15 protein-coding genes are annotated in these 16,412 nt (G+C 70.3%); 10 read left to right on the top strand and 5 right to left on the bottom strand.

The genetic code is table 11. The features are described 5' to 3' along the window. Positions 1-32: 32 nt before the first annotated feature. Together H9658_RS04110 and H9658_RS04115 are read right to left on the bottom strand one after the other, a co-directional pair. Positions 33-3,251: an efflux RND transporter permease subunit gene (locus tag H9658_RS04110; protein WP_225209729.1), complete on the bottom strand. Its 3,219-nt coding sequence runs from the start codon at positions 3,249-3,251 to the stop codon at positions 33-35. A 1-nt stretch (position 3,252) separates the two neighbouring features. After that, positions 3,253-4,335, bottom strand: coding sequence for an efflux RND transporter periplasmic adaptor subunit (locus H9658_RS04115; RefSeq protein ID WP_191824448.1), 1,083 nt, complete (start codon positions 4,333-4,335; stop codon positions 3,253-3,255). Between the two features lie 137 nt (positions 4,336-4,472). Here H9658_RS04115 and H9658_RS04120 point away from each other — a divergent pair, with 137 nt between their 5' ends. The 7 genes from H9658_RS04120 (at position 4,473) to H9658_RS04150 (ending at position 8,950) form a co-directional block, all read left to right on the top strand. Then, on the top strand, positions 4,473-4,835 hold the full coding sequence (locus tag H9658_RS04120) for a rhodanese-like domain-containing protein (RefSeq protein WP_191824449.1): 363 nt from the start codon (positions 4,473-4,475) through the stop codon (positions 4,833-4,835). Positions 4,836-4,840: 5 nt separating this feature from the next. Then, positions 4,841-5,191 carry an ArsR/SmtB family transcription factor gene (locus H9658_RS04125; RefSeq protein ID WP_191824450.1) on the top strand — a complete coding sequence of 117 codons (351 nt, stop codon included), beginning with the start codon at positions 4,841-4,843 and terminating at the stop codon, positions 5,189-5,191. After that, the gene (locus H9658_RS04130; RefSeq protein ID WP_191824451.1) at positions 5,188-6,021 is read left to right on the top strand and encodes an MBL fold metallo-hydrolase; all 834 of its coding nucleotides are present in this window, start codon (positions 5,188-5,190) and stop codon (positions 6,019-6,021) included. Before H9658_RS04125 ends, H9658_RS04130 begins: the two co-directional genes overlap by 4 nt. Positions 6,022-6,138: 117 nt before the next feature. Then, on the top strand, positions 6,139-6,915 hold the full coding sequence (gene modA, locus H9658_RS04135) for a molybdate ABC transporter substrate-binding protein (protein WP_191824452.1): 777 nt from the start codon (positions 6,139-6,141) through the stop codon (positions 6,913-6,915). 10 nt (positions 6,916-6,925) lie between these two features. Next, positions 6,926-7,621 (top strand): molybdate ABC transporter permease subunit, encoded by a 696-nt coding sequence (gene modB / locus H9658_RS04140; protein WP_191824453.1) that lies wholly within the window; start codon positions 6,926-6,928, stop codon positions 7,619-7,621. Positions 7,622-7,706: 85 nt separating this feature from the next. Further along, entirely contained in the window at positions 7,707-8,324 is a 618-nt protein-coding gene (locus H9658_RS04145) for a molybdenum ABC transporter ATP-binding protein (RefSeq protein WP_191824454.1), read from the top strand. A gap of 68 nt (positions 8,325-8,392) precedes the next feature. Beyond that, positions 8,393-8,950 carry a flavin reductase family protein gene (locus tag H9658_RS04150; RefSeq protein ID WP_191824455.1) on the top strand — a complete coding sequence of 186 codons (558 nt, stop codon included), beginning with the start codon at positions 8,393-8,395 and terminating at the stop codon, positions 8,948-8,950. 197 nt (positions 8,951-9,147) lie between these two features. Here the strand turns inward: H9658_RS04150 and H9658_RS04155 are convergent, their stop codons facing one another. Genes H9658_RS04155 through H9658_RS04165 form a run of 3 tightly spaced genes read right to left on the bottom strand, consistent with a single transcriptional unit; the run spans position 9,148 to position 11,628 of the window. Continuing rightward, on the bottom strand, positions 9,148-9,732 hold the full coding sequence (locus H9658_RS04155; protein WP_191824582.1) for a hypothetical protein: 585 nt from the start codon (positions 9,730-9,732) through the stop codon (positions 9,148-9,150). 2 nt (positions 9,733-9,734) lie between these two features. Next, entirely contained in the window at positions 9,735-11,201 is a 1,467-nt protein-coding gene (locus H9658_RS04160; RefSeq protein ID WP_406848100.1) for a TonB family protein, read from the bottom strand. 58 nt (positions 11,202-11,259) lie between these two features. Then, complete coding sequence (locus H9658_RS04165) at positions 11,260-11,628, bottom strand: BlaI/MecI/CopY family transcriptional regulator (protein ID WP_179566868.1); 369 nt, start codon at positions 11,626-11,628, stop codon at positions 11,260-11,262. A gap of 110 nt (positions 11,629-11,738) precedes the next feature. Between H9658_RS04165 and H9658_RS04170 the strand changes: the two genes are divergently transcribed. The 3 genes from H9658_RS04170 (at position 11,739) to H9658_RS04180 (ending at position 16,359) form a co-directional block, all read left to right on the top strand. Next, the gene (locus H9658_RS04170; protein WP_191824457.1) at positions 11,739-13,685 is read left to right on the top strand and encodes an acetyl-CoA hydrolase/transferase C-terminal domain-containing protein; all 1,947 of its coding nucleotides are present in this window, start codon (positions 11,739-11,741) and stop codon (positions 13,683-13,685) included. Between the two features lie 275 nt (positions 13,686-13,960). Further along, the gene (locus tag H9658_RS04175) at positions 13,961-15,025 is read left to right on the top strand and encodes a glycerophosphodiester phosphodiesterase family protein (protein ID WP_225209730.1); all 1,065 of its coding nucleotides are present in this window, start codon (positions 13,961-13,963) and stop codon (positions 15,023-15,025) included. Positions 15,026-15,288: 263 nt separating this feature from the next. Further along, a complete protein-coding gene (locus tag H9658_RS04180) occupies positions 15,289-16,359 on the top strand; it encodes a phosphatidylinositol-specific phospholipase C1-like protein (RefSeq protein ID WP_406848101.1) in 1,071 nt (356 codons plus the stop codon). Positions 16,360-16,412: the final 53 nt, after the last annotated feature.

Raw genomic sequence — 16,412 nt, forward strand, 5'->3', positions numbered from 1 at the left:
AAAGACCGCGTGGACGCGCATGCGCATCTCGCTCACGCCGGCTTGGCAGCGCGGCGCGCCAATGGGTAGTACAGCAGCGGGATCACCAGCAGGGTCAGCGCGGTACTGATCAGGATGCCGAAGATCAGCGCCACCGCCAGGCCGTTGAAGATCGGATCGTCGAGGATGAAGAAGGCGCCCAGCATCGCCGCCAGCCCGGTCAGCACGATCGGCGGCGCGCGCACCGCGCAGGCCTCGACCACTGCTTGCTCGGCACTGCGGCCCTGCGCCAAGGCCTGGCGGATGAAGTCCACCAGCAGGATCGAGTTGCGCACGATGATGCCGGCCAGCGCGATCATGCCGATCATGCTGGTGGCGGTGAACTGCGCGCCGAGCAAGGCGTGCCCCGGCAGCACCCCGATCACCGTCAGCGGGATCGGCGCCATGATCACCAGCGGCACCAGATAGCTGCGGAACTGCGCCACCACCAGCAGATAGATCAGCAGCAGGCCGACCGCGTAGGCGATGCCCATGTCGCGGAAGGTCTCGTAGGTGATCTGCCACTCGCCATCCCACTTGACCGCGAAGTCGCCGCTATCGAGAGGTTGCGCGATGAAGGACTGCGCCACTGCCTGCCCGCCGACGCGCTGTCGGCGCAGCTGCCCGACCAGGTCGAACATGCCGTACAGCGGGCTGTCCAGGCGCCCGGCCTCGTCGCCGGTGACGTACACCACCGGCCGCAGGTCCTTGTGCCAGATCGCACCGTCCCACGGCAGCCGCTGCACCGCGACCAGTTCCGACAACGGCACCAGCTGGCCGTCGCCGCCGCGCACATGCAGCGCCAGCATGCGCGCGACGCCGGCCTGGGCGGCCGCGGCCAGGCGCAGCCGCACCGGTTGTGGGTACTTGGAAGCGCCATCGTGCAGCCAGGTCGCGTCCACGCCCTGCACCGACGCCGCCAGCGCATCGGCGATCGCCGACTGGGTCACGCCCAGCCGCGCCGCGCGCACCCGATCGACCACGAGCACCTCGCGCGTCGCCGCGCTTTCCACGCTGGTATCCACATCGACCACGTTCGGCGTGCGCAGGAAGCGCCGCTCCAATGCCAGCGCCAGCTGGCGGCTGCGCGCGTAGTCCGGGCCGTACACCTCGGCCACCAGCGGCGCCAGCACCGGCGGGCCCGGCGGCACCTCCACCACCTTCAGCGCCGCGCCATGGCGGCGCGCGATCGCCGCCAATGCCGGACGCAGCGCGCGCGCAATGGCGTGGCTTTGCCGCGTGCGCAGCTGCTTGTCGACCAGGTTCACCTGCAGGTCGCCGACGTTGTTGCCGCTGCGCAGGTAGTACTGACGCACCAGGCCGTTGAAATTGACCGGCGCCGAAGTACCGGCATAGCCCTGGTAGTCGTGCACGTCCGGGGTGCGGTCGAGCACGCCGGACAGTTCGACCAGCAGCGCATCGGTGTCCTGCAGGGTACTGCCTTCGGGCAGATCGACCACGATCTGCAATTCGGACTTGTCGTCGAACGGCAGCATCTTCATCACCACCCATTGCAACCCGACCAGCGACACCGCCAGCACCAGCAGCGCGGCGATGCCGGCGAGCAGCCAGCCGCGCCGCCGCGCGCCGCGCTCGGGGGCGAGGAAGGGGTGCAGCAGTTTCGAGAAGAAGCGCTGCAGGCGCGGCGATGCAGATGGCGTGGCGCCGTCGGCAGCGGCTGGCGCCGGCACATGCCGCGCCAGCAGCTTCAGCGACAACCACGGGGTCACGATCAGCGCGATCGCCAGCGACAGCAGCATGCCGACCGAGGCGTTGATCGGGATCGGCCGCATGTACGGCCCCATCAGCCCGCTGACGAAGGCCATCGGCATCAGCGCCGCGATCACGGTGAAGGTGGCGAGGATGGTCGGCCCGCCGACCTCGTCCACCGCCGGCGGGATCGCCTCGCGCAGGGTCTTGCCGCCGGCGCGCATGTGCCGGTGGATGTTCTCCACCACCACGATGGCGTCGTCGACCAGGATGCCGATCGAGAAGATCAGCGCGAACAGCGAGACCCGGTTGAGGGTAAAGCCCATCGCCCACGACGCGAACAGGGTCAGCGCCAGGGTCAGCACCACCGCGCTGCCGACCACGACGGCCTCGCGCCAGCCCAGCGCGAACAGCACCAGCAGCACCACCGAGCCGGTCGCGAACACCAGCTTGTGGATCAGCTTGGCGGCCTTGGCGTCGGCGCTGGCGCCGTAGTCGCGGGTCACCTCGGCGTGCACGCCTTGCGGGATCGTCTCGCTGCGCAGCTGCCGCAGGCGCGCGGCGACCGCGCGGGTGATCGCGGCGGCATCGCTGCCGGGCTGCTTGGCGATGGCGAGGGTCACCGCCGGCGCGCGGCCCTGCGCCGGACCGCCGCGGGCCGCCGGCGCGCCGTACCAGACATAGCTGCTCGGCAGGTCGGCGCCGGCGCGCACCTGCGCCACGTCGCGCAGATGCAGCGGCTGGCCGTCGTGCACGCCGATCACCAGCCCCGCCACCGTGTCGGCATCGGCCAGGAAGGTGCCGGCGGCGACCGGGACCGCGCGACCGCCACCGATGCGCTCGCCGAGCTGGCGCACCGCATTGGCCGCCTGCAGCGACTGGCTCAGGTCGGACACGGTCAGGCCGTAGGCGGCCAGACGCGCCGGATCCAGGGTCAGCGTCAATACCCGCTGCGGCGCGCCGATGCTGTAGATGTCGCGCGTGCCGGGGATGCGCTTGAGTTCGCTTTCCAGGGTGTGCGCGACCTCGCCCAGGTCCACCGCGCTGCGCTGCGGATCGTCGCTCCACAACGTCACCGCCATCACCGGCACGTCGTCGATGCCCTTGGGCTTGATCAGCGGCGTGCCCACGCCCATGCCCTGCGGCAAGGCATCCAGGTTCGAATAGACCTGGTTGTACAGGCGCACCAGCGCCGCCTGGCGCGGCACCCCGACCTGGAACTCGACGGTCAGCAGCGCCTGCCCCGGGCGGCTGACCGAGGTCACGTGCTTGACCCCTTCGATCTCGGCCAGCTTCTGCTCCAGCGGCGTGCTCAGCAATTGCTCCACTTCGCGCGCATCGGCGCCGGCGAAGGCCACCGACACGGTGGCCATGGTCACGTCGATCTGCGGCTCTTCCTCGCGCGGGGTGATCGCCACCGCGGCCAGGCCCAGCAGCAGGCCCAGCAGCGCCAGCAACGGGGTCAGCGGATTGGCCTGGAACGCCGCTGCCAGACGCCCGGACACGCCCAGTCGCGCCGCCATCTCAGCGCTCCGCCAACGCGCGCCGCTGCGCGGCCAGCGCCTGTCCGGCGGCGACCGGATCGCGCGCCACGCGCTCGCCGGCCTGCAAGCCAGCCAGTACCTCGACCCGCTGCGCATCCTGCCGGCCCACGCGCAGCTGGCGCAGGCTCAGCGTGCCGGCGGCGAGCACATAGGCCGCGCTGAGTTCGCCACGCTGCAGCAACGCCGCGCGCGGGATCCACAGCGTGGCCGTGGCCGCGTCGGCGCCAGCGTCGGGGACGGCGAACGCGACCTTGGCGGTCGTCCCCGGCGCCGGTGCCGGCGCCAGCGCGGGCAACGGCACGCGCACCGTCACGCTGTGGCTGTTCGGATCGGCGGTGGGGAACACCACCACCTGCGGCACCGTCAGCGCGCGGCCATCGTCCAGCCGCACCTGCGCGCGCGGCGCGGCGCGGATCGCCGCGGCGTCGGACTGCGGCACCTGCACGTCGATGCGCTGCGCGCCAGGCGCGTACAGCGACAGCAGGGCCTGGCCGGTCGCCACCGCTTCGCCCGGCTGCACCTGGCGTGCGCTGACCACGCCGGCGAACGGCGCGCGGATCACCGTGTAGTCTGCCGGCTGCCGCGCCTGCGCCAGTTGCGCGGCGGCGGACTGGCGCGCCGCGACCGCGGCATCGCGGGTGGCCCGGGCCTGGTCCAGTTGCGCACGCGACACGTACTGCGCGCCGGCCAGCGCGGCGTAGCGGCGGTAGCTGGCCTCGGCCTCGTCGGCGCTGGCCGCGGCCGAACGCAACTGCGCCTGTGCGCTGTCCACGCTGGCGCGCTGCTCCACCGCGCTGAGCCGCAGCAGCACCTGGCCGGCGGCGACGCGATCGTTGACGTCCACGCGCACTTCGAGCACCCGCCCGTCGGTCTGCGCCGACAGGTCGGCATGCTCCACCGCGGCGACCACGCCGTCCCAGGCGCGCGCGGCGGGATCGGCGAACGCCACCGGGTCGGTCTGCAGCGCGGGCAGCGGCGGCGGCACCGCCGAGGCGGATTCGTGGCGGCACGCCGCGAGCGACAGGCTCGCGGCCAGCGCGATCGAGAGGGCAAACGGCTTCACGCGGCGGCTCCAGGACGAGGGTTCGACGGAACCCGGTCGGTGCCAGCGAACCGTCGCTGGCTGCGAGATAAATTAGAATTTTCTTATATTAGAGTCAACTGATATTATGAGCGCCGTTCATCCACCGGAGCCCCCCAATGCCCCATTCCTCCGCACAAGCCCTGGTCGACAGGGCACGCCCGCAGATCCACGAGGTCGATACCGACGCCGCCGCCACGCCGCTGCCCGGCGAATGGATCATCGACGTGCGCGAACCCGGCGAGTTCGCCGTCGGCCACCTGCCCAACGCGATCAACATTCCGCGCGGCATCCTCGAATTCCGTCTCGACACCGACCCGGCGCTGGCCCGGCGCGACCAGCCGATCCTGCTGTACTGCGCCAGCGGCGGCCGCTCCACGCTGGCCGCGCTGAGCCTGCAGCACCTCGGCTACAGCGCGGTGCGCTCGTTGAACGGCGGCTTCCTCGGCTGGACCGCGGCCGGCCTGCCGGTCGCCTTCTGAGTCCGATGGCCCGCCGTCTGCAACCCGCGATGGATCCTGCGGCGATGCGTGCGCATGCCGGCGAGGCCGCGCGCCTGCTGAAGGCGCTCGGCAACGAGAAGCGGCTGCTGTTGCTGTGCCTGCTGGTGGACCACGAACACTCGGTGGGCGAACTCAACACGCGCCTGGACCTGAGCCAATCGGCGCTGTCGCAGCACCTGGCGGTGCTGCGCGAGGACGGCCTGGTGCAGACCCGCCGCGACGGGCAGACCATCTATTATTCGCTGGTCCCCGGCCCGGCGCAGCGCATCCTCGATACCTTGCACGGCATCTATTGCAGCGTCGGCCCTTCCTCTCCCGCCAAGGCAGGCCCATGAGCCAGGTTCCCCACGTCCACCCCTTCCACCACGCCGGTTCCGGCACCTGGAGCTATCTGGTCGAAGACGGCCACGACGCCGCGGTGATCGATCCGGTGCTGGACTTCGATGCGGACACCGCCACGCTGCGCGACGCGCCGGTGCAGGGCCTGGCCGAGCTGCTGTCCGCGCGCGGCCTGCAACTGCGCTGGATCCTGGAAACCCACGCCCATGCCGACCACGTCTCCGCGGCGCAGTGGTTCAAGCGACGCTGGCCGCAGGCGACGCTGGCGATCGGCGCCGGCATCCGCGCGGTGCGCGCGCGTTTCGCGCCGCAGTTCGGCCTGGCCGAGGACGCCGGCGACGGGTGCTGCGGCTTCGACCACCTGTTCGCCGACGGCGAGCGTTTCGCGATCGGTGCGCTGCAGGCGCAGGTGATCGCGGTGCCCGGACATACCGACGACAGCATCGCCTACCTGATCGGCGACGCCTTGTTTCCAGGCGATTCGCTGTTCATGCCGGACAGCGGCACGGCACGCTGCGATTTCCCCGGCGGCGACGCGGCCACGCTGTTCCGCTCGATCCAAGCGCTCTACGCACTGCCGGCCGCCACCCGCGTGTTCGTCTGCCACGACTACGGCGCAGGCGGCCGCGCGGTCGCCTGCGAAACCAGCATCGGCGCGCAGCGCCGCGACAACATCCATGTGCGCGACGGCGTCGGCGAAGCCGAGTTCGTCGCGTTGCGGCGCGCGCGCGACGCGACCTTGGCGCAGCCGCGGCTGATGCAGCCGTCGGTACGCGCCAACATCCAGGCCGGCCGCACCGACGACCTGCACGCCGCGCCGCAGTGAAGGCGGTAGGATGCGGGCATGCCCCGCACGATCGCATTGCGCTGGCGACGGCCTGCGCGCCGTGCGCGCCAGGCCAAGCCGATCGCCGCCCGTCCCCCTGATTCCCGGAGCGCCTCCATGTCCCGTTCGCTACTCCGCCTGCTGTGCCTGCTCTCGCTCGTCGTCGCCCTGGCCGTGCCACCGGCCTGGGCACAGGCACCGCTGACCGTGTTCGCCGCCGCCAGCCTGAAGGAATCGCTGGACGAGGCAGCGGCCGCCTACCAGCAGTCCAGCGGTACGCCGGTGCAGGTGTCGTACGCGGCCAGCTCGGCGCTGGCGCGGCAGGTGGAACAGGGCGCGCCGGCGGACGTGTTCTTCTCCGCCGACCTGGAGTGGATGGACTATCTGCAGCAGCGCCGGTTGGTGGATCCGGCGCAGCGCCGCAACCTGCTCGGCAACACGCTGGTGCTGGTCGCGCCGGTGGCGAGCGCCGCCAAGGTCGATCTGCGCAGACCCGGCACGCTCGCCGCCGCGCTCGGTGCGCAGGGCCGCCTCGCGGTCGGCCAGACCAGCAGCGTGCCGGCCGGCAAATACGCGCGCGCCGCGCTGCAGAAACTCGGCCAGTGGGACGGCGTGCAGGCGCGCCTGGCCGAATCGGAAAGCGTGCGCAGCGCGCTGATGCTGGTCGCGCGCGGCGAGGCGCCGCTGGGCATCGTCTACGACTCCGACGCCAAGGCCGAACCGAAGGTGCGGGTGGTGGCGGTGTTCCCGGCCGACAGCCATGCGCCGATCGTGTATCCGGTGGCGGCATTGCGCGCTGGCAAGAATCCCGCCGCGGCCGACTTCGTGCGCTGGCTGGGGACCGCGCCGGCGCAGGCGATCTTCCAGCGCCGCGGTTTCTCGCTCGCGCGCTGAGCCATTGCCGTTGTTCGCATTCACGCCGCAAGAGCTCACCGCGATCGCGCTCAGCGTCAAGGTCGCACTGGTCGCGGCCCTGGGCAGCCTGCCGTTCGGCGTGGCCTGCGGCTGGCTGCTGGCGCGGCGCCGCTTCCCCGGCAAGGCGCTGCTGGATGCGTTGCTGCATCTGCCGCTGGTGATGCCGCCGGTGGTCACCGGCTATGTACTGCTGATCGTGCTCGGCACGCAGGGACCGGTCGGCGCGTGGCTGCTGGACCACCTGGGCGTGCAGTTCGCATTCCGCTGGACCGGCGCGGCACTGGCCAGCGCAGTCATGGGATTCCCGCTGATGGTGCGCGCGATCCGCCTGGCGCTGGAATCCACCGACCGCCGCCTCGAGGCCGCCGCGGCCACGCTCGGCGCCGGGCCATGGCGGGTGTTCTTCAGCATCACCCTGCCGCTGGCCTGGCCGGGGCTGGTCGCCGGCACCGCGCTCGCCTTCGCCAAGGCGCTGGGCGAATTCGGCGCCACCATCACCTTCGTGTCGAACATTCCCGGGGAAACCCAGACCCTGTCGTCGGCGATCTACGGCCTGCTGCAGGTGCCCGGCGGCGAATCGGGCATCTGGCGGCTGGCGGCGGTGGCCCTGGCGATCTCGCTGACCGCGCTGCTGCTGTCCGAATGGCTGGTGCGGCGCCAGCGCGGGCCGGAGGCGGACGCGTGAGTCGGCTCCCCGCCGCTGCACGCGGTCGGTCCGCGGCACGTCTCCACGTCGCGCCGCGCTTGCCGCAGGATGCGAGCGTGCGCCGATGCTGAGCATCGATATCGAAGTGCAGCGCGGCCGCTTCCAGCGCCGCTTGCAGGTCGAGGAAACGGCGCGGGTGGTCGCGCTGGTCGGCCCGTCCGGCGCCGGCAAGACCAGCATGCTCAACGCCATCGCCGGCGTGCTGCGGCCGCGCAGCGGACGCATCGTCATCGACGACCGCGTGCTCTACGACAGCGCCGCCGGCATCGACGTGCCCACCCACCGCCGTCGCATCGGCTACGTGTTCCAGGACGCGCGGCTGTTCCCGCACATGGACGTGCGCCGCAACCTCGGCTACGGCCGCCACGGTCGTGGCCAGGCCGAGCGCTTCGGCTTCGAGGCGGTGGTGGAGCTGCTCGGCATCGCGCCGCTGCTGGCGCGGCGCCCGGGCAATCTGTCCGGCGGCGAGGCGCAACGCGTGGCGATCGGCCGCGCGCTGCTGTCGCAACCGGCGATCCTGCTGTTCGACGAACCGCTGTCCGCGCTGGACGCGCAACGCCGCGGCGAACTGATCCCGTACCTGCAGCGCGTGCGCGACGAGGTGCGCCTGCCGATGCTGTACGTCAGCCACCAGGCCGAGGAAGTGGAACGCATCGCCGACGCGATCCATCGGCTGGAGTAGCGCGCCGACGCCGCGTTCACCGCCGATGGCCAGACTGTGCGCCATCGCAACGAAGCCAGGCCGCCGCCATGCGCCGCTACCGCAAGCACGATTTCCCGCTCGACCAGGTGCGCCGGTTCCTGGAACCCGGCCCGGTGGTGCTGGTCGGCTCGGCGTGGAAAGGGCAGCGCGACATCATGAGCATGGGCTGGCACATGGTGCTGGAGTTCTCGCCGTCGCTGATCGCCTGCTGCATCTCCAGCGCCAACCATAGCTTCGAACTGGTTCGGCGCAGCAAGCAATGCACGATCAACCTGCCGACCGCGGACCTGCTCGACACCGTGGTCGGCATCGGCAACAGCAGCGGCGCGCAGCTCGACAAGTTCGCGCACTTCGGCCTGACCGCGGTGGCCGGCACGCACGTCGATGCGCCGTCGATCGCCGAGTGCTATGCCAGCTTCGAGTGCCGCCTGCACGACGGCCGCCAGATCGCCAGGCACAACCTGTTCGTCTGGGAAGTGGTCAAGGCGCATGTCGCCACGTCGCCGAAACTGCCCAGGACCCTGCACTACCGCGGCGACGGCAAGTTCATGCTGTCCGGCGCGGAAGTCTCGCGGCGGCGCCTGTTCAAGCCGGAGATGCTGTAGCGCGGCGGCGATCCTGCCGCCGCCCACATGGGGCATCTCTCTCAAGACGCTGCCCTTGTAGGAGCGGCTTCAGCCGCGACAGGCTCTACCGGCAACGCGTATCGCAATCGATGGTCAGACACCGACCGAATCACTTCAGCGACCCGCAACCATGCGAGCAAGACCTTCCTGTCACGGTTCGGCATCTGCTCACGCACTCAACGCGCACCGCGACCGCCCACGCGCCCTGCCTGCACGCTGGCCTTGCCCTCGCGCACCTCGAAGGTGAACGCGTAGGCCAGCGTCACCGGCACCTCCTCCACCGACACGGCATCGTCGCAGCGTCCCTCCACTGCCGGCCGCTGCGCCGGATCGGCATAGGTGCAGATCGCCGCGGGCACGAAGCGCCAGCGCGCGACCTCCTGCTGTACCGCCTGCAGCAGATCGGCGTTGTCCGCCAGCGCGCCGGCACTGCATTCCTCGCGGTCGCGCAAGGGCTCGCTGCGCTGCACCGCGCCTTGCGCGGACAGGATCACGCGCACGCACACCGTGGTCGGCGCCAGCGTGCGCCGTGGCGAATCGGCCGGCAGTTGTGGCGTCGGCGCGTCCAGTGGTTGCGGCATGCGGAACACCTGCTGCGGCTGCATCGTGTAGGCGGTGATGGCCCCACCCGGGGCACCATCGCCGCGTGGCGCCAGCAGACGCTGGTCCACGGAATCCAGCCGCTGGGTCTGCTCGCGCTGCGGCTGGCTGGCGCAGCTGGCCAGGCACAGGCACGCGCTGGCCAGGCAGATCCTGTGCAGGCTCATCGCTTGGCCGTCTTGATGGACATGCCGCAATACACGCGCCGGGTCGGCCTTTGCTCGACGACAGAGACAACGTCGCAGGTTTGCTCAGGCGCATCATCCGCTTCCGTATCCACCAGATACCAGCGGTAGTCCGATGCATTGGGGACCCCAGATGGCGCATCCACAGGCTCCCTTCCGGATTCGAAGTTGACCGGTATCTGCAGCCGCGACGCGACCGGCCGTCCCTGCTTCTGCGCCGGAACGAAGCGCCACTGCCTGGCGGCGGCAATCGCCGCCTGGTCCAGCGCGGCGTTGCCGGTGCCACGACCAAGCAACTGCACATCGCTGACGGTGCCGGCGGCATCCACGCTCACCAACAGCGACAGTTTTCCCGAGGCGCCCTCGTCCAGGGCGTCGCGCGGATAGGCCGGTGGCGGCATGGCCAGCGGTTTGGCCGGTGTGGCCGCATGCTTGGCGGATGTGGTCGCAGCCTCGGCTGCCGACGCGAGCAGCATTGGCGGGCGCGTTTCAGCTTTGGCCGGCGCCGCGCCTACCGCGGAAGCGGTCCCCGCCCGCGCGCCTGCATCCGGCGCTTGCGTATCCGCCAGCGAGGGCGCACTGCCGCTTCCCGCCAACGCGGACGCCGGCAGCGGTTGCAACGCCCATGCCGCGCCGCCGCCGCACAGCGTCGCCATCGCCACCACGGCGATGCCCGCCCGCCGCCGCCAGCCGCTCACGGCCGGCCGCTGCAGCATCCCGATCCGCTGCCGCAAGGTCTGCCCCGCCTGCCAGTGGCAGCCGACCGGCAACGCGATCGCATCCAGCTGGGTCTGCAACATCGCCTCGGCGTAGCTGCGCCGCGAGGCCGGGTGCCGCACCAGTACCGCCGCATCGCAGGCCAGCTCCTGGTCGAAGCGGAACCGCGCCGCGGCCCAGTGCAGCAAGGGGTTGAACCAGTACGCACAGCGCAAGGCGGCCAGCAACAGGTTGTGGCGGGTGTCGCCGCGGGCGATATGCATGCGCTCGTGGGCCAGCACCAGTTGCGCCTGCGCAGACGGATAGCGCTGCGCGAAATCCATCGGCAGCACCACCCGCGGGCGCCAGGCGCCGAGCACCAGCGGACCGTGCTGGGCGTGCTGCGCGTACAGGACCCCATCGGCGCCGGGCGACAGCCGCCCCAGGCTGCGCCGGTAACGCCGCTGCTGCAGCCACAGAACGACCGCCATCGTCGTTGCGCCCAGCAACCACAGCGCAACCACCCACAACGCGACCCAGTTGCCTGCGATCGGCAGCGCACCCGCGGTTTCCGCCGCTCCCTGCGGCGCACTCACCCAGACCTGCGGCATCGCCAACGCCGTCGGCAGCGCCGGACGCACATCGCCAGGCAGCAACACGGCGAGCATGGCCAACGGCACCATCCCCCATGCCGCGTAGGCGACGCCGGCACCGAACGCGCGCCGCAATGGCGCACGCAGCGCCAACACCAACAGGATCGCCGCGCTGCCCGACAGCGCCGTGGCCCACATTCCCGCTACGAAGGTATCAACGCTCATCGTCCAGCTCCTGGATCAGTCGTTTGAGTTCGGCGATATCGGCGTCGCTGAGCTTGCCGCGTTCGCTGAAGTGCGCCACCAGCGGCGCGACGCGGCCGCCGAACAGGCGTTCGAGCAGGCCTTCGCTCTGTTGCTGCACCCACTGCTCGCGTTGCAGCAGCGGCGAATACAGATAACGGCGGCCTTGTTTTTCGGCGCGGATCGCGCCCTTGTTGAGCAGCCGATTGAGCAAGGTCTTGACCGTGGGTTCGGCCCAGCCGCCATGCCCGGACAGGGCCGCGAACACCTCCTCCGCACCGAGCGGGCTGCGGTCCCACAGCACCTCCATCACCACGGCTTCGGCATCGCTGATCGACATATCGTTTACGCCTGTAATTTTTAACGATTACATGGGTAATCGAATCCATTGTCAAGCGCTTTCGCCAACCGCGGAAGCACGCGATCGCGGCGCTCGCCTAAGCTATGCCGATGACCGACTCCCTCGAAGACCTCGACGCCGCTGCCGAGCTGATCCTGCAGCGCATCCCCGGCCCACTGCGCATCGGCGCGCCGCTGGGCATCGGCAAGCCGCACCGCCTGCTCAACGCGCTGTACGACCGGGTCGCCGCCGATCCGCAGCGGCCGATGCAGCTCTACACCGCGCTGTCGCTGAACCCGCCGGCGCCCGGCGGCGGACTGGAAGGCCGCTTCCTGCGCCCGTTCGTGCAGCGCCATTTCGGCGACGACTTCCCGCAGCTCAAGTACGTGCAGGCCCTGCAGCGCGATGCGCTGCCGGCGCATATCCAGGTGGAAGAGTTCTACATGCAGTCCGGCGCGCTGCTGCGCTCGACGCAGGCGCAGCGCAACTACACCAGCCTCAACTACACCCATGCGGCCGATGCGGTGGCGCAGCGCGCGCCCAACCTGATCGTGCAGAAGGTGGCGCGCGACCCCGACGGCACCCGCCTGTCGTTCTCCTGCAACAACGACATCACCCAGGACACGCTGGACGCAGTGCGCCGGCGCGGCCTGCCGCGGCCGCTGCTGGTCGCCGAGGTGGATCCGCAGCTGCCGTGGATCGGCGGCAGCGCGGCGGTGGAGCCGTCGTTCTTCGACGTGGTGGTGAACCCGCCGGGTCCGTATCCGCGCCTGTTCGGACTGCCGCGGCAGCCTGTGGCCGACGCCGACTATGCCATCGGCCTGTATGCGAGCGCGCTGGTGCGCGACGGCGGCACGCTGCAGATCGGCATCGGCACCCTGGCCGATGCGCTGTGCCACGCGCTGGTATTGCGCCACACCGACAACGCGCGCTACCGGCAGGTGCTTGCGGCGCTGGATCCGGAACTGGCAACGCACCCCGCGGTCCAGGAATGCGGCGGGCTCGCGCCGTTCTCGATCGGCCTGTTCGGCTGCAGCGAAATGCTCAACGAAGGCTTCCGCCAGTTGGTCCAGTGCGGCGTGATCCGGCGCAAGGTGCTGGACGATGCGGAGCTGATGCAACGCGTGGCCGACGGCAGCGCCGATGCCGACGACCAGGCGCGGCTGCAGCGCGACGGCGAATACCTGCAGGGTGCGTTCTACCTCGGCTCGCCCGAGTTCTACGCCTGGCTGCGCGAGATGGCGCCGGAGGCGCGCGCCGGCATCGGCATGCACCGGATCAGTGCGATCAACCAGCTGTACGGCGACGAGCGCCTGCGCCGCCTGCAGCGGCGCGAGGCGCGCTTCTTCAACTCGTGCATGATGGCCACCGTGCTGGGCGCGGCAGTCTCCGACGCGCTGGACGACGGCCGCGTGGTGTCCGGCGTCGGCGGCCAATACAACTTCGTGGCGATGGCGCACGCGCTGGACGACGCGCGCAGCGTGCTGATGTTCCGCGCCGTCCGCGGCGAGGCGCCCGCGCTGCACTCCAACGTGCGCTGGAACTATGGCCACACCACGATTCCGCGCCACCTGCGCGACATCTATCTCAACGAGTACGGCATCGCCGACCTGCGCGGCCTGACCGACGAAGACTGCATCGTCGGCATGATCGGCATCGCCGATGCGGCGTTCCAGCCTGCGCTGCTGGCCGAGGCCAAACAGGCCGGCAAGCTGTGCGCCGACGTCCTCGCGCGACCGCACTGGCAGCGCAACCGCGCCGAACGCGTGCGCGCCGCGCTGGCCCCGTTCCGCGCCGACGGCACCCTGCCCGACTATCCGCTGGGCAGCGACTTCACCGAGGTCGAACAGCGCCTGCTGCGCGCGCTCACCTGGCTCAAGCGCAACACCGCCAGCACCGGCACGAAGCTGGCCACCGTGGCGCGCGCGCTGCTGTCGCGCGACCCCGGCGATCCGGCCAGCCTGCAACGCATGGCGCTGGATGCGCCGCGCGGCATCGGCGAGCGCATGGAGGCGCGCCTGCTGGCCTACGCCTTGCAGCAGACCAGGCCGCACTGAACATCGCGCCGCCGCGAGGCGACGAAGCCGGCATCACTGCCGCACACCTCGGCCATCGCCGAGGTCACCGCATCGCCACATCCACTGCGTAAGGTGGCCTCGCCCGCAGGACGCGGCAACCAACGCCCGTCCACCACAACGGCCGCTCCATCGGCATGCCGGCCGCGCGGCGCGATGTTTCGTTGCGCGTTCGCTGGCGTGCCGGATGGCGACCGGATGCCGGACGGGGGCAGCACTTCGCCCATCTCCCCCCAAAGACCAAAGGCACCTCGTTCATGCGCGGATTCCGATCGCTCGCTGTGTTGCTTTCCCTGTTGTCGTGCAACTGCCTACCCGCCTTCGCCGGCACGCAAGCCAATGGTCCCGATTCCTACAGCGGCAGCTACGACCGTCCCGGACGCCCGGCCATTGTCGGCCATCGCGGCGCGGCGGGGATTCGCCCCGAAAACACCTTGTCGTCGTTTCGCGAAGCGCTGGAACTGGGCGCGGACGCGCTGGAGACCGACGTGCACCTGACCCTGGACGGCGTGTGGGTCATCAACCACGATTTCTTCCTGAATCCGGATGTCGCACGCGACGGCGACGGCCAATGGAATGCACCCAAGACCCCGCTGTCGGCCATGACCTATGCGCAGATCGAACGCTACGACATCGGCCGCGCACGCCCAGGTTCGGCCTACGCCAAGGAGCATTCCGCGCTGGTGGCGGTCGATGGCGAGCGCGTGCCCACGCTCGATCAGCTGATCGCGCTGATCCGCGGCCACGACGACACGACCCAGTTGTTCCTGGAAATAAAATCCTTGCCGATCGTTCCCGGCTTGAGCGCCGGCCCCGAGGTGCTGGCCCGCGGGGTGGTCCAGGCGCTGAACAAGAACGACTTCAAGCAGCGCACCTATGTGCTGTGCTTCGACTGGAACGTGCTGCGCGCGATCCACCGCCTCGACCCGGCGATCCGGCTGGTGTTCCTGAGCCAGGACGTCAAGCGTGCGCTCGCCCGCGACGACGCGCGTGCGCTGACCAACAAGGACGCGCACAGCGTGATGCAGCAGATGAGCGGCCTGGACGGACTGGGCGGACGCTCGGTCGGCGAGGCGGTCCGCGACGAAGGCGGAACCATCTGGGACATCAACTATGCCGACATCACCGCCGCCGACCTGGCCCAGGCACGCCACGACCATCTGCGACTCGGTGCGTGGACCGTGGACGATGCCGACACCGCACGCCTGCTGTACAACCTGGGCGTGGACTACATCACCACCAATCGCCCGGACGTGATGCTGCAGGCGTTCGGCAAGGATGCCGCCGTGAACGCTCCTCTGCCGCCTGGCGCCTCGCGCTAGCCGACAACGCATCCCGCCCGTTGCGTCAGCGCGGCGCAGCGGGCCATGCAGAGGGTGAACATGGCAACGTGTGACGCGGCGCGGCAACAAGACGGAAAGCATTGCGTCAAGCTGCATCGGGATGATCATCACATCTTGTTCTTCGGTCTTGCCGCATGCACCTCCGTTCATCCGCCGATCCGACACCGGATAGGGCCTGTCGCTTTGCGGCGCGTGGCGCCCGGGCCAAATGTATCGAACGTATCAAACGTGCACTGCTTGGTCTGTTGGCGCTCGCGCCGCTCGCGTTGCACGCCGCACCGCGGCTCAACGAGCTGCAATACATCGGCAGCCACAACAGCTACCACGCCGGCTTCGCGCCCAGCGAAGCCGAACTCTGGAAACGCACCGATCCGGCCGTGTTCGCGACGCTGGATTACCGCCATCCGCCGCTGACGCAGCAATTCGACGACGGCGTCAGGCAGATCGAACTGGACATCTATGCGGATGCCAAGGGTGGCCGCTATGCGCACCCGGCGATCGTCGGGCAGATCGCCAAGGCCGGCCTGCCGCCGGCGCCGGCCATCGCCGCGCCCGGGGTGATGGAAACGCCGGGATTCAAGGTCATGCACGTGCAGGACCTGGACCAGCGCAGCACCTGCCAGCCGCTGGTCGCCTGCCTGCTGGAAGTACGCGCGTGGTCCACACAGCATCCGGGCCATCTGCCGGTGTTCGTGCTGCTGGAAACCGAGGAGTCGTCGTTGCAGTTGGCGTTCCCGACCGTGCAGCCCGAACCCTTCGACGCCGCCGCGATGGATGCGCTGGATGCGGAAATCCGCTCGGTCTTCCGGCCCGACGAGTATCTGAGTCCGGACCAGGTGCGCGGCACGGCGCCCACGCTCAACGCCGCGATTCTTGCGCACGGCTGGCCGTCCCTGTCCGAAGCGCGCGGCAAGATCGTGTTCCTGCTCGACCAGCATTCGGTGGGCCGGCATTACCTGCCCGGCCATCCTTCGCTGCGCGGCCGCGTGTGCTTCACCAACGCCATTCCGGGCGAAGCCGATGCGGCCTTCGCCGAGCGCAACGACGGCAGCGCGGAAGAGATCGCGCGCCTGGTGAAGGCGGGATATCTGGTGCGTACGCGCACCGATGCGGACCTGAAGGAGCCGGCGCGCGGCGACACCACACGCCGCGACAGCATGCTGGCCAGCGGCGCGCAATTGCTCAGTACCGATTATCCGGACCACGAGCCGGCCGCCTCCGGCTATGTGCTGCGCTTCGCCGGCGACGCGGCGGCGCGCTGCAACCCCCAATTCCCGGCGGCGCACTGCGCCGGCTACGACCTGACGCACTAACCACGGCGGCCGTTGCGCAACGCACGCGTGATCGCGATGGCGATCGCCGCTGG

Source organism: Xanthomonas bonasiae (assembly GCF_014836395.1).
GTDB lineage: Bacteria > Pseudomonadota > Gammaproteobacteria > Xanthomonadales > Xanthomonadaceae > Xanthomonas_A > Xanthomonas_A bonasiae.

What these genes read in the sequence shown, in the direction of transcription:
- H9658_RS04130 (WP_191824451.1), top strand. Translation starts at nt 5,188, where the DNA reads ATGAGCCAGGTTCCCCACGTCCACCCCTTCCACCACGCCGGTTCCGGC.
- H9658_RS04145 (WP_191824454.1), top strand. Translation starts at nt 7,707, where the DNA reads ATGCTGAGCATCGATATCGAAGTGCAGCGCGGCCGCTTCCAGCGCCGC.
- H9658_RS04165 (WP_179566868.1), bottom strand. Translation starts at nt 11,628, where the DNA reads ATGTCGATCAGCGATGCCGAAGCCGTGGTGATGGAGGTGCTGTGGGAC.
- H9658_RS04170 (WP_191824457.1), top strand. Translation starts at nt 11,739, where the DNA reads ATGACCGACTCCCTCGAAGACCTCGACGCCGCTGCCGAGCTGATCCTG.
- H9658_RS04125 (WP_191824450.1), top strand. Translation starts at nt 4,841, where the DNA reads ATGGCCCGCCGTCTGCAACCCGCGATGGATCCTGCGGCGATGCGTGCG.
- H9658_RS04110 (WP_225209729.1), bottom strand. Translation starts at nt 3,251, where the DNA reads ATGGCGGCGCGACTGGGCGTGTCCGGGCGTCTGGCAGCGGCGTTCCAG.
- H9658_RS04150 (WP_191824455.1), top strand. Translation starts at nt 8,393, where the DNA reads ATGCGCCGCTACCGCAAGCACGATTTCCCGCTCGACCAGGTGCGCCGG.
- H9658_RS04175 (WP_225209730.1), top strand. Translation starts at nt 13,961, where the DNA reads ATGCGCGGATTCCGATCGCTCGCTGTGTTGCTTTCCCTGTTGTCGTGC.
- modA (WP_191824452.1), top strand. Translation starts at nt 6,139, where the DNA reads ATGTCCCGTTCGCTACTCCGCCTGCTGTGCCTGCTCTCGCTCGTCGTC.
- H9658_RS04120 (WP_191824449.1), top strand. Translation starts at nt 4,473, where the DNA reads ATGCCCCATTCCTCCGCACAAGCCCTGGTCGACAGGGCACGCCCGCAG.